24 protein-coding genes are annotated in these 24811 nt (G+C 71.6%); 11 read left to right on the top strand and 13 right to left on the bottom strand.

What is annotated here, in order from left to right; all coding sequences use genetic code 11:
* The first annotated feature begins 21 nt into the window (after window positions 1–21).
* A complete protein-coding gene (locus tag B5D66_RS21280; RefSeq protein WP_078763572.1) occupies window positions 22–762 on the top strand; it encodes an NUDIX hydrolase in 741 nt (246 codons plus the stop codon).
* Window positions 763–929: 167 nt separating this feature from the next.
* On the top strand, window positions 930–1739 hold the full coding sequence (locus B5D66_RS21275; RefSeq protein ID WP_078763571.1) for an MBL fold metallo-hydrolase: 810 nt from the start codon (window positions 930–932) through the stop codon (window positions 1737–1739).
* A gap of 69 nt (window positions 1740–1808) precedes the next feature.
* On the opposite strand, the gene B5D66_RS21270 is transcribed toward B5D66_RS21275, so the two are convergent.
* Window positions 1809–2492, bottom strand: coding sequence for a Crp/Fnr family transcriptional regulator (locus tag B5D66_RS21270; protein WP_078763570.1), 684 nt, complete (start codon window positions 2490–2492; stop codon window positions 1809–1811).
* A 346-nt stretch (window positions 2493–2838) separates the two neighbouring features.
* Here B5D66_RS21270 and nth point away from each other — a divergent pair, with 346 nt between their 5' ends.
* From nth to B5D66_RS21255, 3 genes are all read left to right on the top strand, one after another.
* The gene (gene nth, locus B5D66_RS21265; RefSeq protein ID WP_235001149.1) at window positions 2839–3516 is read left to right on the top strand and encodes an endonuclease III; all 678 of its coding nucleotides are present in this window, start codon (window positions 2839–2841) and stop codon (window positions 3514–3516) included.
* 62 nt (window positions 3517–3578) lie between these two features.
* Window positions 3579–4184, top strand: a complete 606-nt coding sequence (locus tag B5D66_RS21260; protein ID WP_078763653.1) for an NUDIX hydrolase — start codon at window positions 3579–3581, stop codon at window positions 4182–4184.
* Between the two features lie 16 nt (window positions 4185–4200).
* A complete protein-coding gene (locus B5D66_RS21255) occupies window positions 4201–5379 on the top strand; it encodes a MarP family serine protease (RefSeq protein WP_078763652.1) in 1179 nt (392 codons plus the stop codon).
* Window positions 5380–5723: 344 nt separating this feature from the next.
* On the opposite strand, the gene B5D66_RS21250 is transcribed toward B5D66_RS21255, so the two are convergent.
* Both B5D66_RS21250 and B5D66_RS21245 read right to left on the bottom strand, forming a co-directional pair.
* Window positions 5724–6293, bottom strand: a complete 570-nt coding sequence (locus tag B5D66_RS21250; protein ID WP_078763568.1) for an ATP-binding protein — start codon at window positions 6291–6293, stop codon at window positions 5724–5726.
* 19 nt (window positions 6294–6312) lie between these two features.
* Entirely contained in the window at window positions 6313–6660 is a 348-nt protein-coding gene (locus B5D66_RS21245) for an STAS domain-containing protein (RefSeq protein ID WP_078763567.1), read from the bottom strand.
* Window positions 6661–6937: 277 nt separating this feature from the next.
* Here B5D66_RS21245 and B5D66_RS21240 point away from each other — a divergent pair, with 277 nt between their 5' ends.
* Window positions 6938–9163: a DEAD/DEAH box helicase gene (locus B5D66_RS21240; RefSeq protein ID WP_078763651.1), complete on the top strand. Its 2226-nt coding sequence runs from the start codon at window positions 6938–6940 to the stop codon at window positions 9161–9163.
* A 1326-nt stretch (window positions 9164–10489) separates the two neighbouring features.
* On the opposite strand, the gene B5D66_RS26375 is transcribed toward B5D66_RS21240, so the two are convergent.
* The 9 genes from B5D66_RS26375 to B5D66_RS21200 form a co-directional block, all read right to left on the bottom strand.
* Window positions 10490–10621, bottom strand: a complete 132-nt coding sequence (locus B5D66_RS26375; protein WP_268805620.1) for a hypothetical protein — start codon at window positions 10619–10621, stop codon at window positions 10490–10492.
* 443 nt (window positions 10622–11064) lie between these two features.
* Window positions 11065–11484 carry an Rv3654c family TadE-like protein gene (locus tag B5D66_RS21235; protein WP_078763566.1) on the bottom strand — a complete coding sequence of 140 codons (420 nt, stop codon included), beginning with the start codon at window positions 11482–11484 and terminating at the stop codon, window positions 11065–11067.
* Window positions 11481–11873 (bottom strand): TadE family type IV pilus minor pilin, encoded by a 393-nt coding sequence (locus B5D66_RS21230; protein WP_235001142.1) that lies wholly within the window; start codon window positions 11871–11873, stop codon window positions 11481–11483. Before B5D66_RS21230 ends, B5D66_RS21235 begins: the two co-directional genes overlap by 4 nt.
* 1 nt (window position 11874) lies before the next feature.
* Window positions 11875–12087 carry a DUF4244 domain-containing protein gene (locus B5D66_RS25230; protein WP_268805619.1) on the bottom strand — a complete coding sequence of 71 codons (213 nt, stop codon included), beginning with the start codon at window positions 12085–12087 and terminating at the stop codon, window positions 11875–11877.
* A gap of 124 nt (window positions 12088–12211) precedes the next feature.
* On the bottom strand, window positions 12212–12967 hold the full coding sequence (locus B5D66_RS21220) for a type II secretion system F family protein (protein WP_078763564.1): 756 nt from the start codon (window positions 12965–12967) through the stop codon (window positions 12212–12214).
* A 118-nt stretch (window positions 12968–13085) separates the two neighbouring features.
* Window positions 13086–13829 (bottom strand): type II secretion system F family protein, encoded by a 744-nt coding sequence (locus B5D66_RS21215; protein WP_159457295.1) that lies wholly within the window; start codon window positions 13827–13829, stop codon window positions 13086–13088.
* Window positions 13830–13834: 5 nt separating this feature from the next.
* The gene (locus B5D66_RS21210; RefSeq protein WP_078763562.1) at window positions 13835–15043 is read right to left on the bottom strand and encodes a TadA family conjugal transfer-associated ATPase; all 1209 of its coding nucleotides are present in this window, start codon (window positions 15041–15043) and stop codon (window positions 13835–13837) included.
* 131 nt (window positions 15044–15174) lie between these two features.
* Window positions 15175–16290: a septum site-determining protein Ssd gene (gene ssd, locus B5D66_RS21205; protein ID WP_078763561.1), complete on the bottom strand. Its 1116-nt coding sequence runs from the start codon at window positions 16288–16290 to the stop codon at window positions 15175–15177.
* Window positions 16291–17033: 743 nt separating this feature from the next.
* Window positions 17034–17843 carry a Fic family protein gene (locus B5D66_RS21200; protein ID WP_078763560.1) on the bottom strand — a complete coding sequence of 270 codons (810 nt, stop codon included), beginning with the start codon at window positions 17841–17843 and terminating at the stop codon, window positions 17034–17036.
* 199 nt (window positions 17844–18042) lie between these two features.
* Here B5D66_RS21200 and B5D66_RS21195 point away from each other — a divergent pair, with 199 nt between their 5' ends.
* From B5D66_RS21195 to B5D66_RS21175, 5 genes are all read left to right on the top strand, one after another.
* Window positions 18043–18477, top strand: a complete 435-nt coding sequence (locus B5D66_RS21195; RefSeq protein ID WP_235001141.1) for a phage holin family protein — start codon at window positions 18043–18045, stop codon at window positions 18475–18477.
* Between the two features lie 31 nt (window positions 18478–18508).
* Window positions 18509–19435: an alpha/beta fold hydrolase gene (locus tag B5D66_RS21190; protein ID WP_078763559.1), complete on the top strand. Its 927-nt coding sequence runs from the start codon at window positions 18509–18511 to the stop codon at window positions 19433–19435.
* A 101-nt stretch (window positions 19436–19536) separates the two neighbouring features.
* Window positions 19537–19923, top strand: coding sequence for a DUF309 domain-containing protein (locus B5D66_RS21185; RefSeq protein WP_327309144.1), 387 nt, complete (start codon window positions 19537–19539; stop codon window positions 19921–19923).
* A 540-nt stretch (window positions 19924–20463) separates the two neighbouring features.
* The gene (locus B5D66_RS21180; protein WP_394330079.1) at window positions 20464–22809 is read left to right on the top strand and encodes a sodium-translocating pyrophosphatase; all 2346 of its coding nucleotides are present in this window, start codon (window positions 20464–20466) and stop codon (window positions 22807–22809) included.
* Between the two features lie 182 nt (window positions 22810–22991).
* The gene (locus tag B5D66_RS21175; RefSeq protein WP_078763556.1) at window positions 22992–23471 is read left to right on the top strand and encodes a SixA phosphatase family protein; all 480 of its coding nucleotides are present in this window, start codon (window positions 22992–22994) and stop codon (window positions 23469–23471) included.
* A 34-nt stretch (window positions 23472–23505) separates the two neighbouring features.
* Here B5D66_RS21175 and serB read toward each other — a convergent pair whose 3' ends face one another.
* Window positions 23506–24726: a phosphoserine phosphatase SerB gene (gene serB / locus B5D66_RS21170; RefSeq protein WP_144390240.1), complete on the bottom strand. Its 1221-nt coding sequence runs from the start codon at window positions 24724–24726 to the stop codon at window positions 23506–23508.
* Window positions 24727–24811: the final 85 nt, after the last annotated feature.

Raw genomic sequence — 24811 nt, 5'->3', positions numbered from 1 at the left:
CCCCGTCCCGCCGCCACGGTGATGCTGGTGCGCGAGGGCGGGGACCCTCCGGACCTGGAGGTCTACCTCCTGCGCCGGGTCTCCTCCATGCCCTTCGCGCCCGGCGCCTACGTGTTCCCCGGCGGTTCCGTGGATCCGCGCGACGCCGACGCCGAGATCGCCTGGTCCGGACCTCCCGCGGGCGAGTGGGCCCGCAGGCTGGGCGCCGACGAGCCCCTCGCCCGGGCCCTGGTGTGCGCGGCGGTACGCGAGACCTTCGAGGAGTCGGGTGTGCTCCTCGCCGGGTCCTCCTCCCACGAGGTCGTCGCGGACACCCGGGGCGACGACTGGGAGGAGGACCGCCGCGCGCTCATCGATCGAACGCTCTCCTTCGCCGACTTTCTGCGCCGGCGTCGCCTGGTGCTGCGCTCGGACCTGCTCCGGCCGTGGGCGCAGTGGATCACCCCCGAGGCCGAACCGCGGCGCTATGACACCCGCTTCTTCGCGGCCCTGCTCCCCGAGGGACAGCAGACCCGTGACGTGGGGGGCGAGGCCGACCGTGTCGCCTGGGTGCGCCCACGCGCGGCGGTCGAGGGGTGGCGTCGTGGTGAACTGGCCATGCTGCCGCCGACCGTGATCACGCTCGGGGAGCTCGCCGAGTGCGCCACGGTGTCGGAGGTGCTCGCGGCCGAACGTGTCATCTCCCCCATCATGCCCGAGCTCCGCGAGGTCGACGGCGAGGTGAGGGTGCTGCTACCCGACGGGGACGACCAGCCGGAGTGACCCGGACCCGTCGCGGACGGCCGGAGCGGGGCAGGGCCGTGGACGGGACACCGTTTCAGGGAAGGAACAACGAGCGCGTCGGAGCGCGAGACGACGTGGAGCACACCAGGCGTGCCCCCGTCCTGCGCGGGCGGCATACTCCCCTTGAGCGACGAGTGTGAGGTGCGATGAGGATCGACGGCTCCGGAACCCTGCGCGCAAGCTGCGTACTCTGCCCCAACCCCGGCCCCATGACGCTCGACGGCACCAACACGTGGGTGCTGCGCGAACCCGGCACCCGCGGCGTGGTCGTCGTCGACCCCGGGCCCCACGACGAACGCCACCTGGAGCGGGTCGCCCGCACCGTCCAGGAACAGGGCGCCCAAGTGGCGGTCACCCTGCTCACCCACCGCCACTCCGACCACAGCGCCGGAGCGCCCTACTTCTCCGAACTGACCGGTGCGCCCGTGCGTTCCGTCGATCCCGCCCACCGCATCGGCGCCGAGGGGCTCGCCGACGGCGAGGTGATCGACGTCGACGGGCTCGAACTCCGGGTGATCGCCACGCCGGGCCACACCGCCGACTCGGTGTCGTTCCACCTGCCGGCCGACGACGTCGTGCTGACCGGGGACACCGTCCTGGGCCGCGGCACGACCGTGCTCGCCGAGGACGGGGACCTGGGCGCCTACATGGACTCGCTGACGCGGCTGCGCTCCCTTGTGGCCGCCGAGGGGATCCGCGCGCTGCTGCCGGCGCACGGGCCCATCTGCACCGAACCCCTGGCCTGGATCGACTCCTACATCGGCCATCGCGAGGAACGCCTGGCGCAGATCACCGACGCCGTGGAGGCGGGAGCCGCCACCAGCGACGAGATCGTGGCACGTGTCTACGCCGGGATCGACCCCGACGTCCTGCCCGCGGCCCGGGCCTCGGTTCGGGCGCAACTGCGCTACCTCGCCAAAAGAGGCGACGTCCCCGTGGAGCTCGCCACCGAGTGACCCCGCAAACGCGACAAGCCCGGCACATGCCGGGCTTGTCGTCCGTTGTACGGCCAGGGCGGCGCGGGCCTAACGCGCGCGGCGGCGCATCCGCTCGATGTCGAGCAGCACGACGGCCTTGGCCTCGATGCGCAGCCAGCCACGCAGCGCGAACTCGGCCAGCGCCTTGTTGACGGTCTCGCGGGAGGCGCCGACGAGCTGGGCCAGCTCCTCCTGGGTGAGATCGTGGTGGACGTGCAGACCGTCGTCGCCCTCCTTGCCGAAGCGGTCGGCGAGGTCGAGCAGGGCCTTGGCGACCCGGCCGGGAACGTCGGTGAAGACCAGGTCCGACATGGTGTCGTTGGTCCGGCGCAGCCGCGCGGCCAGCGCCTTGAGCAGGTGCACGGCCACTTCGGGCTGCTGGGAGATGAAGGGGCGCAGGTCGTCATGGCCCAGCCCGGCGAGCACGGTGTCGGTGACCGCGACGGCGCTGGCCGTGCGCGGCCGCGGGTCGAACAGGGAGAGCTCACCGAACATCTCGCCCGGCCCGAGCACGCTCAGCAGGTTCTCGCGGCCGTCCACGGCGGTCCGGGTGAGTTTGACCTTTCCGCTGAGGATCACGTAGAGGCGATCGCCCTCGTCCCCCTCGGAGAACAGCGTCTGGCCCCGGCCGAGCCGCACTTCGCTGACCGAGGCGCGCAGCGCCGCGGCTCCATCCTCGTCGAGTGCCTCGAACAAGGGAGCCTTGCTCAGCACCTCGTTGGTCTCGTCCACCACTTCCTCCTTGCAGCCTGACCGTCAACAGTGTGACGTATATCGCACCTGCTGTGAAACCGGGTCGTTACCTCGGCTCGTTGCGCGGGTGACGACCGGCTCCGCCACAGCCGACGTCAGCACTAACGATCTTAGATGCAATAACGCCCTGATGGCGGCTAACCCGGCCGTTGCCCCGACAATGCCGACATAATCTCGCTCACCTCTGGCCGATATCGGACCAGGAGGCGTACACGTCCGTAGGCTGTGGGGCGTGTCTCGTGACAGTTCGACCAACTCCGCAACACCCCGGAGGGCCGGGGGTCCCGGCGACCGCGACACCCCGACGGGCGAGACCAGACTCGCCCTGGTGCGGCGCGCCCGCCGGATCAACCGGGAGCTGACCCTCCTGTACCCCGACGCCCACTGTGAGCTTGATTTCACCGACCCGCTGGAACTGCTGGTCGCCACCATCCTGTCCGCGCAGTGCACCGACAAGCGCGTCAACGCCGTCACCCCGGTCCTGTTCGCCCGCTATCGCACCGCCGCCGACTACGCGGCGGCCGACCGCGAGGAGCTGGAGGAGATCATCCGCTCCACCGGCTTCTTCCGGGCCAAGGCCAACAGCATCATCGGCCTGGGGCAGGAGCTGTGCGCGCGCTACGGGGGCGAGGTCCCCGGACGGCTGCGTGACCTCGTCACCCTCCCCGGGGTCGGGCGCAAGACCGCCAACGTGGTGCTCGGCAACGCGTTCGGGGTCCCCGGCATCACCGTCGACACCCACTTCGGCCGGCTCGTCCGCCGATTCGGCTGGACACGCGAGACCGATCCCGTCAAGGTCGAACACGAGATCGCCGAACTATTCCCACCGAAGGACTGGACCATGCTGTCCCATCGGGTGATCTGGCACGGCCGCCGGATCTGCCACGCGCGCCGGCCCGCCTGCGGAGCCTGTGCCCTCGCCCACTGGTGCCCGGCCTTCGGCGAGGGGCCCACGGACGAGGCCGCCGCCCGCAAGCTCGTACGGCCGGGGCCGTTCTCGTGACCGCCCGGCCCGAGATCACCGTCCCGGCCTGGCTGAGCTCGCTGGCCGAGGCCGCGCCCCGCATGCCCGTTCCCCGGGGCATGCGCCCGCCCCGCGAGGGCGGACGCCACTCCGCGGTGCTCATCCTCTTCGGCGACGGCCCGGACGGCCCCGACGTCCTGTTGATCCAGCGCAACACAGGGCTGCGTCGCCATTCCGGCCAGCCCGCCTTTCCCGGGGGCTCCCTCGACCCCGACGACGACGGCCCGGTCGCCTGCGCGCTGCGCGAGGCCCAGGAGGAGACCGGACTCGACCCCGCGGGGGTGGACGTCCTCGGCGTTCTGCCCGAGCTCTACATCGCCCACAGCGGGTTCCGGGTCACCCCGGTCCTCGCCTGGTGGCGCGAGCCCAGCGAGGTCCGGCCCGTCGACGTCGGCGAGGTCGCCTCGGTCGCCCGCGTCCCCGTCGCGGAGCTCGCCGACCCTACCAACCGGCTGCTGACCCGTCACCCCGACGGTTCCACGGGACCGGCGTTTCGGGTCAGGGGAATGCTGGTGTGGGGGTTCACAGCGGCGATACTGAACCGGCTGCTCGTCCTGGGCGGCTGGGAGCGGCCGTGGCCTGTCGGGGGAGCGGCCGAGACCGTCGACGCTGTTCCCCCTGTCCCTCCGGGCGGCGGGGTACCGTAACGGGATGGAGGGCGCCGTGCTGGACGCGATCCTCGTCGTGCTCGTCATCGTCTTCGCGCTGTCGGGATACCGCCAGGGGTTCATCGTCGGAGTGCTGAGCTTCGCCGGATTCATCGGTGGCGGGGTGCTCGCCGCGCTCGGCGCGCCGTCGCTGATCCAGCGCCTCGTCGAGGACCCCAGCCAGCAGGCGCTCCTGGCCATCGCCACGGTGTTCGTCGCCGCGGCCACCGGGCAGTTCCTCGCCTCCTACGTCGGGGCCCTCGTCCGCAACCGGGTGACCTGGAACTCCGCGCGGGTACTCGACGCGATGGGCGGCGCGGTCGTCAGCGCGCTGTCGGTCCTGTTCGTGGCCTGGCTCATCGGCAGCGCGGTCGCCAACTCCGCCCTTCCGTTCGTCACCACGCAGGTCCAGAACTCACGGGTCCTGCACACGGTCGACCGGTTCATGCCCGACACCGCCCACACCTGGTTCTCCACGTTCCGCAGGATCGTCGACCAGAGCGCCTTCCCCCAGGTGTTCAGCGGGTTGGGAACGGGCGAACCCGCCGAGGTGGACGCCCCCGACCCCGATGTCCTCAACACCGAAGGGCTGCGCCAGGCCAGCCGTAGCGTCGTCAAGGTCCTCGGCACCGCTCCCTCCTGTCAGCGCCGGGTCGAGGGGACCGGATTCGTCTACGCGCCCGAACGGATCATGACCAACGCGCATGTCGTCGCCGGCGTCGAACAGGAACTGCGCATCGTCACCCGGTCCGGCCAGCAGCTCGCGGCCACGGTCGTGCTCTACGACCCCCAACAGGACATCGCCGTCCTCGACGTTCCCGGGCTGCAGCTGCCGGCCCTGGAGTTCGAGGAGGAGGCGGACAAGGGCGACGACGCGGTCGTCGCCGGATTCCCCCGGGACAGCGGGTTCACCGTCGTCCCGGCGCGCATCAGGGCCGAACAGACCGCTCAGGGACCCGACTTCTACCACTCCCAGCAGGTCAGCCGCGACATCTACCAGATCCGTGCCGTCGTGCGGCCCGGCAACTCCGGCGGACCTCTGCTGTCGCCGCAGGGCACGGTCTACGGCGTGGTGTTCGCCGCGGCCACCAACGAGGAAGAGACCGGATACGTCCTCACCGCGCAGGAGGTCGCCGAGAACGCGGACAGGGGCCGCACCGCCGAGCAGCCCGTGTCGACCCAGCAGTGTGACTGACCGCCCCGTGACCGGCGGCGTGCCCACGGACCGTCCACGTTCCCCGTGCCCGACGGGAGAGGCCGATCGGGGAAGATCCTAGGAGGAGGCGGTCCGCCGGCGCCTGGCCGCGACCGGTGTCCCCGCACGGGAGGCCATGGCCCCAACCCTCGTGGGGTCCACAACACCGAGACGGGAACGTCCCATCGGCCGCTGAGGGCCGTGACATCCGGTGACGGCCCGCTCCGGGTACGTCGACAGATGAGCGCCGCGGAGGCGGTCGCTCCCGGCGCGTCCCGGACCCTTCCACACGACAACGGGCGCCTCCCCGAGGGAAGACGCCCGAAGACCGATACCGTTCCGTGTCAGCCGGTCGATTGCACGGAGTCCCGAGAGACGGGGCCGCCGTGCTCCAACGGCCAGCTCATACGGACCACCGTGCCGTCGTCATGAGGCTCGATGCTCACCTCGTCGGCCAGACCGATGATGACCGCCAGCCCCACGTCCGGGGAGAGGCCGGAGACCCCGCCGGCCGGGGTCGGAACGCCGAGAAAGGCGCTGACACCGTCGGGGACGTGGTAGTCGAGCGGAAAGTCGGCCGTCTCCTTGGCCGGTGCCCGGTCGGAGACGACGACCTCGAAACGGCCAGGGCCGTCACCGTTCCCGCTGCCCCACTCCGGCGCCACCCCACCGGGATGGGAGGACGTGGCGGGGAGGGGACCGGCGCTGTCGATCAGTTCGAGCTGGATCGGCTGGTCGGGGCAGTGCGCGCGGTGGGCCTCCACCGCGCGCGAGCACGCCTCGCCAACCGCCAGACGAACCTCGTCGAGGGCGGATTCCGCGATACCCGCCCGCCGGGCCACAGCGGTCGCCATGAGCCGCGCGGTACGGACGTGGGCGGGCAGCGCACTGATCGTGAGCTGGACGATTGCCATCGCTACGCTCGTTACGCGACTACTTCGACTTACGCTTGTCGATGGCTTCCTGCACCGAACCGTAGATGCCGAACACCTTGGTCAGGCCGGTGATGCGGAAGATCTTCAGGATGCGCTCCTGCGTGCAGACCAGGTCGAGCGTGCCGTCGTGGGCACGAACTCGCTTCAGGCCGCCCACGAGCACGCCGAGACCGGTGGAGTCGAGGAACTCGACCTTCTCCATGTTGACGACCAGGTGGAAGTTCCCTTTGTTCACCAGGTCGATCAGAAGCTCACGCAGCCGAGGCGCGGTATAGACGTCGATCTCACCTTCAACGACGACGATCTCGGTGTCGTCCTCGGTGTGGTGATCAAGCTTCAAGTCCACTAGTCCTCCAGCGCCGAACCGCGATCAAAACCGCGGGTGATCTCTGCCGGGCGTTACCCCACAAGGCGGCATTCAACCACGCCTGGTCGTTTCATCTCCGTGCTACGCACAAGAAAACCACGACCCCGCGCGTGTGTTCCCCCGGGTGCCACACTGAAACCGGTATCCATACATCTGCCGTCCTGTGAGGTGCGGCCTCTGCCGAGGAGGGTGTCGAGTGAACCGGTGGGAGTCGACGCTCCGACGGTTGTGGCGTGACGATACCCGGACCTCGCAGGTGACACATGTAGAACATCTGGCAGGTGGCCATGGAGTAAGGCAAGACTGGCCCGGCTGGACACCACCCTCCCTGCTGGAGCGGCTTACCGAGCTGGGGATCACCGCTCCCTGGTCGCACCAGGTGGACGCGGCCAACCTCGCCCACGCCGGTGACAATGTGATCATAGCCACCGGCACGGCCTCCGGGAAGTCGCTCGCCTTCCTTCTACCGTGCGCCTCCGCCGTCGCCGATGGGGACAGCGTGCTGTATCTCTCACCGACCAAGGCGTTGGCGGCGGACCAGCAGCGCGCGCTCGACGAGCTCGGCCTGCCCTGGCTACGGGCGGCCACCTACGACGGTGACACGCCGGCCGAGCAGCGCGCCTGGATCCGGGCCCACGCCAACTACGTGCTGACCAATCCCGACATGCTCCACCGTGCCATCCTCGGACGGCACAGCGCCTGGTCCCGTTTCCTGCGGCGCCTGCGCTACATCGTGGTCGACGAGTCCCACCGTTACCGGGGGGTCTTCGGTTCGCACGTCGCCCAGATCATGCGGCGGTTACGCCGGGTCTGCGCCCACTACCGCAGCGACCCCACCTTCATCCTGGCCTCGGCAACCACGGCCACCCCGCAGGACAGCGCCCGGCGCCTCACCGGGCTGCCCGTCCGCGCGGTCGAGACCGACACCTCCCCGCGCGCCGCGGTCGACTTCGTCCTCGTGGAACCCGAGCTCACCGACCAGGCCGGGGAGAACGGCGCCCCCGTCCGCAGGACCGCCACCGCGGAGACCGCCGACCTGCTCGCCGCCCTGGCGGCCGAGGGCGTGCGCACCCTGGCGTTCGTCCGCTCCCGCCGCGGCGCCGAGCTCGTGGCCATGTCGGCCCGCAGGGCACTGGGCGAGGCGGGCCGCCACGACCTCACCGGCCATGTCGCCGCCTACCGTGCCGGCTATCTCGCCGCCGATCGACGCGCCCTCGAGGAGGAGCTGCGCAGCGGCCGGCTTCTGGGGCTGGCCAGCACCAACGCCTTGGAGCTGGGAGTCGACATCACCGGCCTGGACGCGGTGCTCATGGCCGGGTGGCCGGGAACACTGGCCTCGCTGTGGCAGCAGGCCGGTCGCGCGGGCCGCCGGGGCGGCGAGGCGCTGGCGGTGTTCGTCGCCCGCGACGATCCTCTCGACACCTACCTCGTGCACCATCCCGAAGCGATCTTCGGACGCACGGTGGAGTCCACCGTGCTCGATCCGGACAACCCCTATGTGCTCGGCCCGCACCTGTGCGCCGCCGCCGAGGAGGTTCCCCTCACCACAGAGGACCTCGACATCTTCGGACCGGCCGCGCCCGAGGTCCTGGACGGGCTCGTCCGCGACGGAATGCTGCGCAGACGCCCCCGGGGCTGGTACTGGACGCGCCGCGACCGCGCCTGTGAACTCGCCGACATCCGCGGCGGGGGAGGCAGTCCCGTCCAGATCGTCGACTTCGAGAGCGGACAACTGCTGGGAACGGTGGACGAGGCCGCCGCGCACTCGACCGTCCACGAGGGGGCGGTGTACCTGCACCAGGGGCTCACCTACGTCGTGGAGACACTGGATCTGGAGGAGGGGATCGCACTCGTACGCGAGGCCGAGCCGGACTACGGCACCTGGGCCCGGGACGTCACCGAGATCGAGATCCTGTCGACCCTGCGTTCCCAACGCTGGGGGACGGCCGCGGTGCACTTCGGCGAGGTGTCGGTGACCCGGCAGGTCGTCTCCTACCTCAAACGCGACCTGCGCACCGGAACAGTGCTGGGGGAACAGCCCCTGGACCTTCCGCGACGGACGCTACGGTCACGGGCGATGTGGTGGACGGTCGAGCAGGACGGGACCGAGCGGCTCCGTGCCGAGGGTGTGGAGCTGCGTGGAGCCGCCCACGCCGCCGAACACGCCGCCATCGGGCTGTTGCCGTTGTTCGCCACCTGCGATCGCTGGGACATCGGCGGGGTCTCCACCGCCCTGCACGCCGACACCGGGCTCCTCACCGTGTTCGTCTACGACGGGCACGAGGGCGGTGCCGGATTCGCCGAGCGCGGTTACGCCGCGGCCCGCGACTGGCTCACCGCCACCCGCGAGGCGATCGCCACCTGTGAATGCCAGGACGGTTGCCCTTCCTGTATCCAGTCGCCCAAGTGCGGCAACGGCAACGAGCCGCTGAGCAAGTCCGGGGCTCTCCGGCTCCTCGACGAGGTCCTGTCCGAAGTGTGAGAGAGCCGGCACCGCTTCTGGGAGGGATCCCCCCCACCCCCCACCACCTGCGCGCCGTGGTCACGTTGATGACCGGCCTGCCTTCTCGCCGGAGGGCAGGCCGGCGCGGGCGTCGGGAGGCTCCCGACGCCCTGGACACGGCGATCACGGCGGAGGCGGACCGCGCGTTGTGGTCGGACTACGAAGGCGCCGGCGATGACACGTGTTCCGCGGCGCGTGCCCGGGAGCCGGATGTCGAGACGGCCACGGCCGTGGGGATGCGTGATCGTGCTGGGACATGGTGGTGGGTCCAGGGGGTTGAGGCGAGCCGGTCGTCGCCGTTGACGGGGATCGACGGTCGGGGCGTTTCACGAGTGGCCGGGAGAGATGGGATTCGGTTCCCGGTGACCGAACTGGAGACCTGCGGGCTGTCGGGGCGGCGAGGGAGGTCACCCCTCACCGGGACTGGCTGGTGGATTCGCGGGCCCTACGACTCGACGAGGCCGGTGAGGTGCGGGGGGAGGGCCGGCGGGAGACCGGGTGCGGGCCGGATCACCGATCCCACGGACCGTGAGGGCGCGCCATGGCGCGCCCGACCCGCAGGTGAGGGGCGGGCGCCCGTGGTCCTCGGTCGTGCGTCGGGGCGGTGCTGCCGGGACCGCTGTACGAGCCAGAGGGGCCGGGTGGCAGCCGCGGCCCGATGACACCACGGTGGACCCGCTGGAACGGGGGAACGGCGTCTTCTCCTGCTCCGGATACCCGCTCTGGGGAACCGATCCGGAGACGGTCCGCTGGTTCCACCGACCCGACGTGCTCCGGTGCGACGGCGGGGGCGTGGTTGGGGAGTCGCGCCCGTGCGGTGGAAGCACGGGAGTCGACCCGCTGGAACACCTTCCGGAAGGGGAAGCTCGGCTCGGAGCGGTCGTGGACCGGGTGGAACCCGAAGGGAGAGCCGGCCCGGACGGCGGAGGTGCCACCGTCCGGACCGGGGACACGGAGCGGGCGGCGGCGCGCGAACGCCGAGGGAGCCCGGCGCGACGGTCGCCGAAGATCGGGGGGAGCACGCTTGCGGGAGGGGAACGGGAGCCACGTGGCCGCTGGCCGTGCGCCGGTGTGCTGCCCGGGACCGGGGCCGGCGTGCCGGAGGCAGAAGGTCACGCATCGCCCACCGCCGGCGGCGGGCGGTGCTGTGCGGATCGGTCGCCGTGGCGTCTGACGGGCCGTCGGAGCGCACGGTTCGGTCCGTGGACGAGGGAGCAAAAGGGCGGGCACCCGGCGCACCGTCGATGGTGGTGTGGAGCACGAGGGGAAGGAGCGGGGACGTGCACGGTGGGCCTCTCAGAGCGGTCAACGGTCGATTCGGCGCCGGCCTCGGTACCTCGGGGGGAAGCGTGGCCATCCCACGCTGAGCCGCAGGGCGAGGGTGAGCACGGCGATGAGCATCAGCAGCAGGGTGGACACCGATCCCACCAGGTGCATGCCCCGGTCAAGGGGGGAGCGTGGTGGAAGGCGGCCGTACTCGACCGCGAGGCTGGAGCCGGTGGTCGTGGAACCGGTGGGAGAGGCGCGGACGGAGTGTTCCCGAGGGCGGGCCGAGGTTCCGGGCGAGGGGTTGGGGACAGGGCGCGGGTCCTGTCCGGCCCTCGCGGGTGGTGGCGTGGGGGTGCTGTCGCCGGACGTGCCTGGATGGACGCGGGGGTGATGGAGACGCGGGCTCGGGGCGGGCGCTTCCCGCGGTGACGAGGCGGCCGTGCCGGGGCCGACGGGGTACACGATGCCGGAGTCGGTGCGAGACGGCGGACGGACCGGTAAGGGATCGGCCTGTTCGGGAAAGGCGGAGAAGGCACAGCAGGCGATCGTGAGGCCGAAGACGAGAGCCGTGGTCCGCAGGAGAGACGGAGGGGCCACGGTGGAGTCCAGAGTCATGGATCTCCTTTTGGGGGTGACGGGACCTCGGGAGTCGTCGAAGAGATGACGGGGCCGGCCCGGGCGTGCGCCGTGGCGTGCGTTGAGAACAGGGGGAGGGGGAATTCGACGTGGACGTCGACGACCAACCCGTCCAGTGCGCAGGCGGCGACGCGCGCCCCGTTCGCGCCGGCGACGCTGTCGGCGGCGGCACAGGAGGGGCCGTGGCCCTGATGGGCGTGGCGTGCGGCTGCCAGAGCGGCGAGGTCGGCCGCTGAGGCGGCCCTGTGATGGCCCACGCGGACTCCGGTGACGACTATGGCGGCCAGGGTGGCGAACCAGATGACCAGACACAGGGCGATGACCCAGACGGTGCCCGAGCCGGTGTCGTCCTGGAGGGGAGCGGCCGGGGTTCGGCCCGGTGCCGGCGGGGTCATGATCGGGGCTCCAGGGGGGTGGCGGCGTCGCCCCGCACGATGAACGGAAGCCGCGGGCCGGAGCCCAGGCGGACCGGCGCGCTGACGCTGACGCGCGCGTAGCCGCCGTCGACACTGAGCCGGATGTCGGCGGTTTCGGGGGCCGCGCCGGAGGCGAGGGCGTGTGCGGAGGCGCTGGAGTCGCCACGGGCGAGGGCGCGGGCCCCGATTCGCGCGGCGTCCACGCACATGATGTGGGCGGCCACCGTTGCGACGGAGGCCAGGGCGATTCCGAGAAGGAGGGCCAGTCCGGGCAGGGCCGTGGCGATCTCGGCGGTCACCAGCCCCTCGTCGCTGTCGGGCCGGAAGGCGGGACGGGGAACGGGGAGAAGGACCGTGGGACGGGGCACCCTATCCCCCCACCTGGCGCAGCGCGGTGGTGACCATGTCGGTGAGGACGTCGCGCACGCGGGAGCCGGTCAGGATCATATAGAGCACGGCGGCGAAGGCGCAGGCGGCGACGGTGCCCAGCGCGTATTCGGCGGTGGACATGCCGAGCTCGCCGTGACGCCGGGACCGGGAGACGCCGGGGGGACGCCGGGGAGGAGAGGAGAAGCGGGGCAAGGGTTCCTCCGGTGGAGTGAGGGGCGCGCAATCCAGACGAGGACTGGCCTGTGATCAGGATGGGCGGGGAAGGACCGGGCGGGAAAGGCGCGAATCCTTCCTGTGGATAAAAGGGACCGGCCGCTCAGGGGATGACCATGGTCGGAATCAGGCCGGCCACGAGGGGGACGACGCCGATGAGCACGAACGCGGGCAGAAAGCACAACCCCAGGGGGAGCACGGATAGGACGCCGACACGCTGACACAGCGTGATCACACGGGATCTGGCGGCGTGACGGCATTCCAGGGAGAGGCGCTCCAGCATGTCGGCGACCGGGGCACCGGTGCGGGCCGCGCGCGCCAGAGTGCGCCCCAGCGCGGAGAACTCGGCGGGAGCGTCGATGCCGTGCCAGGCGGCCACGGGGTCGGCGCCGAGCCGTAGCCGTTCGGCGACCGCTCGCAGATCGTCCCGGAGGGAACCCGTGGCCGCGGTGGCGGCCGCGTCGAGCGCCTCGGGGGTGGTGACACCGGCTCTGAGGACCGCCGCCAGCAGGTCCACGATGACGGGAAACGCGGAAACGGCACACGTGTCCCGCCGGCGGATGCCGGCGGGATCGCCCCGCCCCAGCCGCCACCACACCACCACCGCCGCGACCGCGCCGATGGGGATCCCCCAGGCGAACCCCACCGTCAAGACGAGTGTTACGGCGGGAAGGGAGGCGAGAAGAGCGCGGACGACGAGACCCGGCCGCCACGGGGAGGCGCCCCCGCCGTGCCGTGAGGGGCGGGGCGGCGCCGGCGACAGCGCCGCGAGTCGTCGATCCGACTGGGACCGGCCGCCCCACAGCAGCACGGCGGCGGTGGTCGGACAGACCGCGAACAGGAGCTCCCAGACGGTCATGGCCGGACTCCGGCGAGGACGTCGAGGCCGGGGACGAGGGACGGGATCGTGTGGCGAGGGAGCAGCGGGAGGAGCGATCCCGCCGGCCGACGAGGGGGAGAGAACCGATGGCGGCGGTTCATCGGGACTCGATCCAGGCCGTGACCCCACGGGACATCCGGCGGACCCAGTACAGGCCCAAGACGTCGAGACCGAGCCCGCCGCCCAGGCAGACGAGCCCCGCGGGCGTGGTGCAGAGGAACCTCAGCGGGCCTGTTCCCAGCGCGGCGGCCAGGAGCAGACCGGCGACGGGGAGCAGGGAGAGCAGGAGCGCGGTGGTGCGAGGGCCGGCGAGGTGGGCGGAGAGCTCCCGCAGATGGGCCTCGTCCCGGGCGAGGGAGTCGGCCAGGCGGTCCATGACATCGGCCAGGCCGGCCCCGGTGTCGTAGGCGACCCGCCAGCAGGACGCGACATGCCGCATCCCGGCGAACCCCGGTAGTTCCGCAACGCGCGACAGCGCAGGGACAGGGTCGTCTCCACCGCGCAGGGCGGCGACGACCCTACCGAGGTCGGCGGCGACCGAGGCGTCGAGTTCGTCCACGGCGGAGGCCAGCGCGTCGGAGGGGGCACGGCCGCCCCGAAGCTCGGCGGCCGTGGCCCGGCACAGGTCGATGGCGGCCCTGCGCCGGCGTGCGCGGTCGCGGTCGAGGACCGCGCTCGCCCACCCATGCGGTCGTTGCCAGAAGGAACCCGAGGGTAAGGGGGCGTTTCCGATGATCCGGCGCAGCCGGACGGCGCTGGGGGAAGGGAGGGCGCACAGCACCGTCCAGCCGGCGGTTCCCAGGACGAGCAGTGATTCGGGGGAGAACGGGGGAACGGGCACGGGGATCACCCCTCTCCCGGGGGAGGGGCCCACAGACCGGCCAGGCGGGTGGCGAGGTCGGTGACGCCGGTGTGCGCGCGTACACCGCCCTCGGCCGGGAACTCGATCGCGGGCACGGTGTGGACGAGGCCGTTAGCGTCGCGACGCAACACGTGCAGCTCGGTGAGGCGGCGGACACCGTCGGGGAATCGGGCGAGGTGGATGATGAGTGCCCTGGTGGCGCAGAGCTGGCTGTGGACGGCCTGGCGGCTCATCCCCGCCGCGCATCCGAGCGCCTCGACGCGGGCCGGTACGTCGGCGGCCGCGTTGGCGTGGAGGGTGCCGCATCCCCCCTCGTGGCCGGTGTTGAGGGCCGCGAGCAGGTCCACGACCTCGGCCCCGCGGACCTCGCCGACGACGAGCCGGTCGGGACGCATGCGCAGCGCCTGACGGACGAGCTGGTGGAGATCGACGCCACCGGTTCCCTCGATGTTGGGGGGCCGGGCCTGGAGCCGTACCACGTGGGGATGCTCGGGGCGCAGCTCAGCGGAGTCCTCGACGAGGAGAAGCCGCTCGTCGTGCCGGGTCAGGGACAACAGGGCGGACAGCAACGTGGTCTTGCCGCTGCCGGTGCCGCCACAGACGAGGAACGCGGCTTTCGCCGCCACCACGGCTTGGAGCAGGTGCGCTCCTGCAGCGGGGAGTGTTCCCGAGGAGACGAGCTCGTCCATGGAGAAGACCCGGTGCCGGGGCAGGCGCAGGGAGACACAGGTGCCCTCGGGCGCGATGGGGGCGAGCACCGCGTGGAGCCGGGCGCCGTTGGGGAGACGGGCGTCCACCCATGGCGCGGCGGAGTCGAGGCGCCGTCCCGCCTGGGCCGCGAGTCGTTGGGCGAGCCGGCGGACCGCGCCGTCGTCGCGGAAGCGGATCTGCGGAACCCGGCGCAGGCCGCCGCCATCGTCGACCCACACCTGATCGGGGCCGTTCACCAGGATGTCGGTGATGCCGGGGTTGTTGAGGAGCGGATCGAGGGGGCCGGCACCGGTGAGGTCGGCCCGGAGCACCCGGACGATCGAGAGGAGTTCGGAATCGCCGAGCACACCCCCCTCGGCACGGAGCGCGGCGGCCACCCGGGCCGGAGTGGGATCGACGCGGTCGCGGATGAGCCGGGCGCGGACCGCGTCGAGGAGACCGGGGGAGAGGTGGGGCTGTCGGGGGGAGATCACCGTGTTCATGGGGTGGGCGTGGAGGATGGGCGCCGAACGGGAAGCGGCGCGGGCCGGAGGTCGGGAGGAGGGCAGGACATGGGGGTCCCTTCTCGAGGTCTCCTCGGGGAGGAGGGCGGCCTGTGTCGGGAACGTCGAGGTCAGGAGCGAGAACAGATATCCCGGACGACCGCGTCACCGAATGCGGCCAGCGGCGAACGGGGACCGGTCGCGGGAGGGGCGCCCTTGGCCAGGGTGGCCGAGAGCCGTGGTTCGTCGGTGAGCGAGCCGGCGAGCGGGAGATCGAGGGAGAGGGAGAGCGTGTCCGCGGTGAGGGTGGCCGGGGAGGCGCCGCGCACGACCAGCCCGAGATCGGTGACGCGTTCGCGGAGCAACGGGAGCAGGCGCGCGGCCGCGATCGTCGCGTGGACGTCGGCCGGCACCACGAGAAGGGCGCGGGTGGTGCGCCGTAACACCTCGTCGGTCGCGGGATCGAACGCGCGGGGGAGATCGGCGATGACGAGGTCGGCGCCGCGTAGCGCGGTGGCCACAACGGCCTGCATCGCGACGGCCGGAACGGGGGAGGGGCGGCCACGCCCCCAGGCGAGGAGCGCGATCCCGCGCGCCGATGGCAGGGAGTCGCGCAGAGCGGGCCAGTTGAGCCGTCCCCGGCGCGCGGCGAGGTCGGGCCATCGGGCTCCGGGCGCGTCCTCATGGCCGAGGAGCAGGTCCAGCCCGCCGCCGAGGGGATCGGCATCGAGCAGCACGGTCTGCTTCCCCGCCCGGCGCGCGGCGAGGGCGAGGGCGACGGCGAGCAGGCTCGCGCCCGCGCCACCCCGTCCGCCGATGACGGAGATGAGCGGGGCGCACCGTGGACCGCCGTCGGCGGCGTCGGCGAACAGGTCCACGAGCCGGGACTCGTGGTCGGGTAGGGACATGACCTCGTGGGCGCCGACGCGCAGCGCCTGGCTCCACACCTGGTCGCCGCCGGACGGGGCGCGCGCGGGCGCGGGCAGCACGACGACGGCGTTGGGATGGCGATCGGGGAGGGCCGCGGCGAGGGGAGCGAGCAGGTCGGCGCCGATCACGACGAGCGGTGCCGTGGACCACGCGCGTTCGGCATGGTTCACGGAGTGGGCGACGGTGACCTCGACGTCGGCCGCGGCGGCCAGGCGCAGCAGGTCGTCCAGGAGCGCGGGATGGTCGGTGACGAGCAGTGGCCGGGGCTCGGCGGGCCGGGCGGGGGGACGGGGAGCGGGGCGGGGATCGATGTCCATGACGGCCTTCCGTGCGGGGACTCCCCTCCACGGTGCGGGTGGGGAGGCCGTCACGGAAAGCGGAGACATCGACCTGTGGAAAACCGGAGGCGGGGAAAAGCGACGGCCCCCGCCGGGGGGAGCGCGGGGGCCGTCTCACGGCCCGGCCCCGGGGGGGAGAGCCGGATCCGTATCCGGAGGAGATCGTCGAGTGGCGACGGTGGGCGCACACGCCCGTGCCGGTCGCCCGTAACGGCGTATCGCGCCCGTGCCGCCACCGTGGTGCCCGGGGGAAGGTCGGGCACCTTCGGGGAAGGCGACACGCACGCGATGCGCGTAACAAATCTAATACGCAACGTTACCACGGCATTTTGCATCCTGGTCCGGGAATGGTCGGACGAGGCCCTTTTCAAGTGGGGGGAAGAAGCGTAGAAAGGAAGGAGGAGGTGGGCTTGTCCCACTGGGCACTGACACCGGGTACCCACGCGTCACCAAGCCGCGGGAGGCTCGTCCAGGCCAGGTTTCACCTGGTCGGACAACACCACAATGCACGCTTGCTAGCCCGGAAGCGAAGTGCCGTGGCGGCGCCCCGTTTCAGCCGTGGAGCCGGCGGGGCGCCGTCCGTCTTTTCCGGTGCCGGGAAAGGCGGCTTCGGGTGATATGGCGGAAAATTCGCCTAAGTGAGTCAGGTCATCGGGCCGGACCGCCCCGTCGGGGAACGCCCCCGATCGGAGGAGTGACGCCGGACACGGCGGGAGGCGGGTTCACCCCCGTTTGAGCGCCTCGCAGGTCGCCAACGAGTCGCGGGCGCCGGCCGCCACCGCACCGGCACAGTGGATGATCCAGGACGCCAGCCCTTCGGGACGACCACTCACGTAGCCGCGTAGCGCCTCGCCGTACTCCTCGCGCAACTCAGCGTGTCCCAGCTCCGAGGAGACCAGCGACTTGGGATCCAGGCCGCGTTCGACCAACGTCAACCGCTCGGCGGCCCGGGCCACGAGCCCGTCACCCCAGCCGAACGGACGCAACGCCATCAGCTCGCCGTGCACGATCGAGCTCACCACGAGGGCCGGGACCGAGGCGCGGGCCGCCAGGACCGTTCCCAGGGCCTCGATCCGCTCACCGACCTGTCCGGGGGCGGGCGCCGGGCCCAGACCGAAGGGGTCGCCGGCCTCCTCACCTGCCAGCCTCGGCCGGCCGAGCGCCTCGGCCGGTACGGCGTCGGCGCCGGCGAGCACGTGCAACCGGGCCAGGACCTGCCGGGGGGCCTTGCGCCAGGTCTCGACCAGCCCGCCGAGCTCGCCGGAGATGCGCAGCGCCCCCTTGACCCGGGGGTCCTCGACGTCCCCGGCGCGTACCTGTTCCAAGGCCACGTCCGCGCCCTCGAGCGCCGCGGAGGCGTGCGCGCCGCGCAGCGCCGACTCCAGGGAGACGTCGGCGCTGCGACGCCGCAGCACCCGATGGCCGAGAAGTCGGTCGACGAGTGCCCGGGCCTCCTGCACGGCCTCGTCGACACCGGGAAGTTCCGCGATCCGGACCAGCGGATCGGCTGACACAGCATTCACGTTGGTCACCCTACGCGCCGACGGCCGACGGCCTCCCCCGCGGCCCCGGCCCCGACGGTGGCCGTCCGGGTCCGGCCGTGTACCGCCCGCGCAGGTGGGGATGCCGGGCAGCCGATTACCGCGGCGCCGCCGTGGCGTCGAGGGTTTGAGCGAGGGGATATGTGCAAGGATGCGGAAGACGTTTGTCCGACTGAAGGGAGCCACCTCGATGCCCGAGACCCAGACGGGTGGCCAGGAACCGGGGGACCTCGACGCCGCCGAGCGCTCGCTGGGCGAGCTCGTCTCCGACGCCGGTGACAACATCTCCCGCTTGGTGCGCCTCGAACTGGAACTCGCGAAGCTGGAGATCGCCAGCGACGCGCGCAAGGTCGCCAAGAGTTCCGGGCTGTTCGTCGTCGCCGCGGTGCTGGGCCATCTGGTCCTCATCCTGGTGTCCATCACCATCGCGCTCGGGTTGGCCGCGCTCGGGCTCCAGCCCTGGCTCGCGTTCCTCATCGTCACGGTGTTCTACCTGCTGGTCGCCGGGGTCCTGGCGTTCGTGGGGGTCCGCTATCTCAGGCGGTTGCAGGGCACCCCGCGCACCAGCGCCACGATGACGAGGACCATGGCCGTGCTGCGGCGCGATCCGTCGGCCGGCAGGTAACCCGCCGCGGCGGGGCGATCGAGGGGGCGGGGTGTCCGACGAGTCGGTGGTCCTGGTCGACGGACCGTGGGAGCACCGGACGGTCAGCGCCGCCGGGACGCGGTTCCACGTCGCGGAGGCCGGCGAGGGGCCGCTGGTCCTGCTGTTGCACGGGTTTCCGCAGTTCTGGTGGTCCTGGCACCACCAGCTCACCGCGTTGGCGGAGGGCGGTTACCGGGCGGTGGCGGTCGATCTGCGCGGATACGGGGCCAGTGACAAGCCGCCACGCGGCTACGACCTGATCAACCTGGCCTCGGACACGGCCAGCCTGATCAGGGCGCTCGGCGAGCCGAGCGCGATCGTCGCGGGGCACGCCACGGGGGGCCTGCTGGCCTGGACGATGGGGGTGTACTTCCCGAGGTCGGTGCGCCGGCTGGCGGTGGTGTCGATGCCGCATCCTCTGCGGTTGCGCGCCGAGGTCCTGTCGGGGGTACAGGGCTGGCACGGACGGCACTTCTTCGGCTTCCAGGTGCCGATGCTTCCGGAGCGGCGACTGGTGGCCGATGACGCGGCGCTCGTCGGCAGGATGCTGCGCGCCTGGTCCCGCCCCGGCTGGCCGGACCCGCGGACGGAGCGGCTGTGTCGGGAGGCGTTCGGAATTCCCGGGGTGGCGCACTGCTCGCTGGAGTACCACCGTTGGCTGTTCCGCTCGCAGTTCCGTCCGGACGGGTACCGTTTCATGCGCCGGATGGCCCGTCCGATCGGGGTGCCGACGCTTCAGATCCACGGCAGGGGGGACCCGTTGCTGCCCGCGGCGACGGCTCGCGGGTCCGGCCGTTACGTCGACGCCCCCTACCGTTGGCGGCTGGTCGAGGGGGCCGGGCACTTTCCGCACCAGGAGCGGCCCCAGGTGGTCAACGAGGTGCTCCTGGGGTGGCTGGGCGACAGCGAGCCGGAGAGCCAGGGGGAGCGAAGATGACCGCCGACCGCGATCGCGATTCTGCGGGGCGTGCGCAGAACCAACGGCCGAGGGATCGTTTCGGACGGCCTCTGCCCTATGGCTCCCCCGGTGTGCCGCGGGTGCCCGACGACGCGGTGTTCACGCCGGAGGAGGGGCTGGCCGAGGCTCAGCGTCTGCTGGACGAAGGGTATGCCTTCCACGCGCACGAGGTGCTGGAGGCGGTGTGGAAGGCCGCGCCGGAACCGGAGCGGGAGCTGTGGCGGGGGCTGGCCCAGGTGGCGGTCGGTCTCACCCACGCCCAGCGGGGCAACGTGGCCGGCGCGGTCCGGTTGCTGCGCCGGGGCGCCGAACGGGTGGCGGCCTATGGCGCGCGTGCTCCCTACCGGATCGACGCGCCCGGTGTCGCGGCGCACGGGCGCGCGGTGGCGGATCACATCGCCGCGGATCCGGAGACATCGGTCGATCCCGCTCGACTGCGGTTGACCCTTACTCGCGATGTGGTGTAGTCCACATTTCCTCGAACGTGTGGCCGGACGGCCGTGATCCTGGTCTGCTGTAGGGGCGCTCTCGTCTTCGTTCCACGCCGCCCGGCCTCGAGGCCGCTGTGCCGCGTGGCGGAGCGATAGAGGTTATCGCCATCTTTCTCCTTTATGTTCCCTTTATCACTATTGTCACCTTAATCATTTTAAGTGACAAATGTAAATAAAGGACATTTATACCGATAATTGTCGGACTCTTTAGATCACCGAGTGATCACATATCCCCTGTGTGGCGTGGAAAATGGCGTCAGGCCCTCACTTTTTGCGACGGTGGTGCGTAGAATCCCGGCACACTGGTGCCGCCGTGCGCGGTGACACCAGTTGGCTGTTTCCGTAAGTGGTGGCACCCACACGACCCTGCACCGTGTGCCGTCGGGTCACCTTCGGTGCCCAGCTCCGGACGGCGGCACGCGAAAGCGCGGGGCGCGATGTGCCCGTCTCAAGGAGGACGGATTGTCTGGGCTCAACCTGGCCGCCGACGGCGGCACGGCACTGGTCCTGGACGGCATGAACCTCACACTGGTCATGGTGGTCCTGGTGGTGGCGCTGCTCGCGCTCGCCGTCGCCGGGATGCTCGTGCGTGAGGTTCTGGCCGCAGGCCAGGGGACCGAGCGGATGCAGGGCATCGCGCTCGCGGTCCAAGAGGGGGCGGCGGCGTATCTCAAACGCCAGTTCCGCACCCTGATCGTTTTCGTCATCGCCATTCCCATCCTTCTCCTCTTCCTGCCGGCGGATTCCGAATGGGTCCGTTACGGTCGTTCGCTCTTCTTCGCGCTGGGTGCCGTTTTCTCTGCCCTGACCGGATTCATCGGAATGTGGCTTGCGGTGCGGGGAAATGTCAGGGTCGCCGCGGCGGCGCGTGAGGGCGGTGAACACGCGGCCATGCGGATCGCGTTCCGCACCGGTGGCGTCGCCGGAATGTTCACGGTCGGGCTCGGACTGCTCGGCGCGGCGATCGTGGTACTCGTCTACCGGGGCGACGCGCCGATCGTGCTCGAGGGCTTCGGGTTCGGTGCCGCGCTGCTCGCGATGTTCATGCGCGTGGGCGGGGGCATCTTCACCAAGGCGGCCGACGTCGGCGCCGACCTTGTCGGCAAGGTCGAGCAGGGCATCCCCGAGGACGACCCGCGCAACGCGGCCACCATCGCCGACAACGTGGGCGACAACGTCGGCGACTGCGCGGGCATGGCCGCCGACCTGTTCGAGTCCTACGCCGTGGTGCTCGTCGCCTCGCTGATCCTCGGCCGGGTCGCCTTCGGCGTCGAGGGGCTGGTCTTCCCCCTCCTCGTCCCGATGATCGGTGTCATCACCGCGGTGATCGGCATCTTCGTCGTCGCGCCCCGCGCCAGGGACAAGAACGCCATGGCTGCGATCAACCGGGGTTTCTTCATCTCCGCGATCATCTCGGCCGTCCTGGTGGTCGTCACGGCGTTCCTCTACCTGCCGACGAGCTTCGCCGGCCTGGAGGGCGTCGGGCCGCAGATCGCGGCGCTGGAGGGCAACCCCCGTTACATCGCGATCGGCGCGGTGCTCATCGGCCTGGTGCTGGCCGCCGCGATCCAGCTGCTGACCGGATACTTCACCGAGACCAACCGCCGGCCGGTGCGTGAGATCGGGGAGAGTTCGGAGACCGGCGCGGCCACCGTCATCCTGTCCGGGATCTCGGTGGGCCTGGAGTCCGCGGTCTACTCCGCGCTGCTCATCGCCGGCGCGGTCTACAGCGCCTTCCTCCTCGGCGGCGGGGACATCACGACCAGCCTGTTCGCGGTCGCGCTCGCCGGTACCGGCCTGCTCACCACGGTCGGCGTGATCGTCGCGATGGACACCTTCGGTCCCGTGGCCGACAACGCCCAGGGCATCGCGGAGATGTCCGGCGATGTCACGGGTGCCGGAGCCGACGTCCTCACGAGCCTGGACGCTGTCGGCAACACGACCAAGGCCATCACCAAGGGGATCGCGATCGCCACCGCCGTGCTCGCCGCGACCGCGTTGTTCGGGGCCTTCCGGACCTCGGTCGAGGGCGCGCTCGGTCCGCAGGCCGACACGTTCAGCCTCTCCATCGACCGCCCGAACGTGCTGGTCGGTGTCATCATCGGGGCCTCCGTGGTGTTCCTCTTCTCCGGCCTGGCGGTCATGGCCGTGGGGCGCGCCGCCGGACGGGTGGTGCAGGAGGTGCGCGAGCAGTTCCGCACCCGGCCGGGGATCATGGACGGAACGGAGAAGCCCGAGTACGGGCGCGTGGTCGACATCTGCACCCGCGACTCGCTCCGCGAGCTCATCACCCCGGGCCTGCTCGCGGTGATGACGCCGATCGCCGTCGGCTTCGCCCTCGGCTACGCCTCGCTGGGGGCCTTCCTCGGCGGGGCGATCGCGGCCGGCGCGCTCATGGCGGTCTTCCTCGCCAACTCCGGCGGCGCGTGGGACAACGCCAAGAAGCTGGTCGAGGACGGACACCACGGGGGCAAGGGGTCGGAGTCCCACGCGGCCACCGTCATCGGCGACACGGTGGGGGACCCGTTCAAGGACACCGCGGGGCCGGCGATCAACCCGCTGTTGAAGGTGATGAACCTGGTGGCGTTGATCATCGCGCCCAGTGTGGTGATCTACGCCGACAACATGGTGCTGCGCGTCGTCGCCACCACGGTGGCGGTCGTCGTCATCGTCGGCGCGATCGTCTGGTCCAAGCGCCGTCCGGCGACCGAGACGCCGGGGACGCCGGTGCCCGACGCCCGTGATGGTTCGCCGGCGGTGGACGCGCCCGCGGCGTCGTACGGCGCGGGGGCGGCCGTCGGCGACACCGCGCCCAGGGAACGCGAGGAGGCCGGCGTGAGCGAGCGGTGCGCCGACGACTGATCGTCCCGTCCGCGCGGATGGCGCCCCGCTCCCGACAGGGGCGGGGCGCCACCTGCATACGGCCCCTGATGGGGACGTGGCAGACTGGCAACCATGTCCGGAATGAAAGGGCTCGCCGTCATCGTGGGGGCCATGCTGCTGTTCCTGGCCGCGCTGTCGGTCGTGGCCACCCTGCTGTCGCCGTGAACGGGCGTCTGGTCATCCTGCGCCACGCGCAGGCCGAGCCCGCGCTGGGCGGCCCAGACGCCGACCGCCCCCTCACCGCCGTGGGACGCTCCCAGGCCGAGGCCGTGGGGGCGGCGCTCGCCCGTGAGGGGCTCCTGCCCGACCAGGTCATCTGCTCCACCGCGCGGCGTACCCGCCAGACGTGGGAGCTCGTGGCCCGGCACCTTGCCGCGCGGCCGGAGACCGACTACTCGGACGCCGCCTACGGCGCCGGACTCGATGACGTGTTCGGCCTGATCAACCTCGTCGATCCCGCTGTCGGGACGCTGCTGTACGTCGGGCACAATCCCACGGCCGGGATGCTCGCCTCGGCCTTCATGGAGGAGGGGCCGGTCCCCTTTCCCCCGGCGTCCGTCGCGGTGGTCGACCTCGAAGTGGAGTGGCTCTACGCGGCGCCCGGCACCGGGACCGGGCGGATCCTGCCGGCCGTTCGGTGACCGGGGCCGGGCGCCGCACCCCGCTTCGGGGACCTCAGAGGCCGAGGTCGGCCGCCTCGATCTCCTCGCGCGAGACGCCCAACAGGAAGACGACCGTGTCCAGGTAGGGCACGTTCACCGAGGTGTCGGCCTGTTCGCGTACCACCGGCTTGGCGTTGAACGCCACGCCCAGCCCGGCCGCCTGGAGCATGTCGAGGTCGTTGGCGCCGTCGCCGATGGCGACGGTCTGGGAGAGCGGAACACCGGCCTCGGCAGCGAAGCGCTCCAACGCGATGGCCTTGCCCTTGCGGTCGATGATGGGACCGACCAGTTCGCCGGTGAGCCGCCCGTCCACGATCTCCAACGTGTTGGCCGCGGAGTAGTCGATGCCCAGGCGTTCCACGAGGGCGTCGGTGACCTGGGTGAACCCGCCACTGACGATCGCGCACTCATAGCCCAGCCGCTTGAGCGTGCGGATCAGCGTCCGGGCCCCCGGGGTCAGCACGATCCGGTCGCGGACGTCGTCGATGACGGAGGCGTCGAGGCCTTCCAGGAGGGCGACCCGGCGCCGCAGCGACTCCTCGAAGTCGAGCTCGCCGCGCATCGCCTCCTCGGTCACGCGGGCGACCTCTTCGGCGCAGCCGGCGTGTTCGGCGAGGAGCTCGATGACCTCGCCCTGGATCAGGGTGGAGTCGACGTCCATGACGACCAGGTGCTTCGCGCGCCGGTGCAGACCGGCCGGCTGCACGGCCACGTCGATCGACTGGGTGGCCGCCTCCAAGGCGAGGTCGGCGCGCAGCCGCTCGGGCTCGGCCCCCGAGACGACCAGTTCGATGGAGGTCACGGGGTAGCTGGCGAGACGCTCGATGCGGTCGATGTTGGCCCCCGCGCGCGCCACGCACGACGCGATGGCGCCCAGCGCGCCCGGCCGGAGCGGGTCGGCGAGGACGGTCACGTGCAACCGTCCCTGGGGAAGCGCGCCGACGCGGCCGTTGTCGCCGCCGTCGGCGAACTCCACGTCCATGCCCAGGTCGATGGCCGTCTTCTCGACGGCCGAGCGGACCTCGGCGAACGCTCGTTCGTGGCTGACACCGGGGGCGACGCGCTCATCGATGGCCAGCAGCGCGGCGAGGACGAGGCGGCCGCCGATGACGACCTGTTCCAGGTCGACCAGGGTCACGGGAAAGACCGACAGGGTGCTCAGCAGCCGGGCGCTCACACCGGGACGGTCGTGCCCGGTCACGGTCACCAGCAGCGTGGAGTTCGCAAGAGTCATGGCTCTACCACGGTACTGGGGGCCTTGTGGGACGTGGGCGTCAGGTGGGTGAACAATCGCCCCGGGAATCGTCTCCCGACGACCA

Origin of the sequence: Marinactinospora thermotolerans DSM 45154, from assembly GCF_900167435.1 — a bacterium.
Taxonomy (GTDB): Bacteria; Actinomycetota; Actinomycetes; order Streptosporangiales; family Streptosporangiaceae; genus Marinactinospora; species Marinactinospora thermotolerans.
The sequence above is the reverse complement of the archived record's forward strand: the minus strand, read 5'-3'. Positions and strand labels throughout refer to the sequence as shown.

Excerpts from the sequence above, each read along its gene's own strand:
- B5D66_RS21210 (WP_078763562.1), bottom strand. The coding sequence starts at position 15,043 with ATGAACACGGTGATCTCCCCCCGACAGCCCCACCTCTCCCCCGGTCTC.
- serB (WP_144390240.1), bottom strand. The coding sequence starts at position 24,726 with ATGACTCTTGCGAACTCCACGCTGCTGGTGACCGTGACCGGGCACGAC.
- ssd (WP_078763561.1), bottom strand. The coding sequence starts at position 16,290 with ATGGACATCGATCCCCGCCCCGCTCCCCGTCCCCCCGCCCGGCCCGCC.
- B5D66_RS21275 (WP_078763571.1), top strand. The coding sequence starts at position 930 with ATGAGGATCGACGGCTCCGGAACCCTGCGCGCAAGCTGCGTACTCTGC.
- B5D66_RS26375 (WP_268805620.1), bottom strand. The coding sequence starts at position 10,621 with ATGCACCTGGTGGGATCGGTGTCCACCCTGCTGCTGATGCTCATCGCC.
- B5D66_RS21180 (WP_394330079.1), top strand. The coding sequence starts at position 20,464 with ATGAACCTCACACTGGTCATGGTGGTCCTGGTGGTGGCGCTGCTCGCG.
- B5D66_RS21235 (WP_078763566.1), bottom strand. The coding sequence starts at position 11,484 with ATGACCCCGCCGGCACCGGGCCGAACCCCGGCCGCTCCCCTCCAGGAC.
- B5D66_RS21280 (WP_078763572.1), top strand. The coding sequence starts at position 22 with ATGCTGGTGCGCGAGGGCGGGGACCCTCCGGACCTGGAGGTCTACCTC.
- B5D66_RS21250 (WP_078763568.1), bottom strand. The coding sequence starts at position 6,293 with ATGGCAATCGTCCAGCTCACGATCAGTGCGCTGCCCGCCCACGTCCGT.
- B5D66_RS21260 (WP_078763653.1), top strand. The coding sequence starts at position 3,579 with ATGCCCGTTCCCCGGGGCATGCGCCCGCCCCGCGAGGGCGGACGCCAC.
- B5D66_RS21195 (WP_235001141.1), top strand. The coding sequence starts at position 18,043 with ATGCCCGAGACCCAGACGGGTGGCCAGGAACCGGGGGACCTCGACGCC.
- B5D66_RS21220 (WP_078763564.1), bottom strand. The coding sequence starts at position 12,967 with ATGACCGTCTGGGAGCTCCTGTTCGCGGTCTGTCCGACCACCGCCGCC.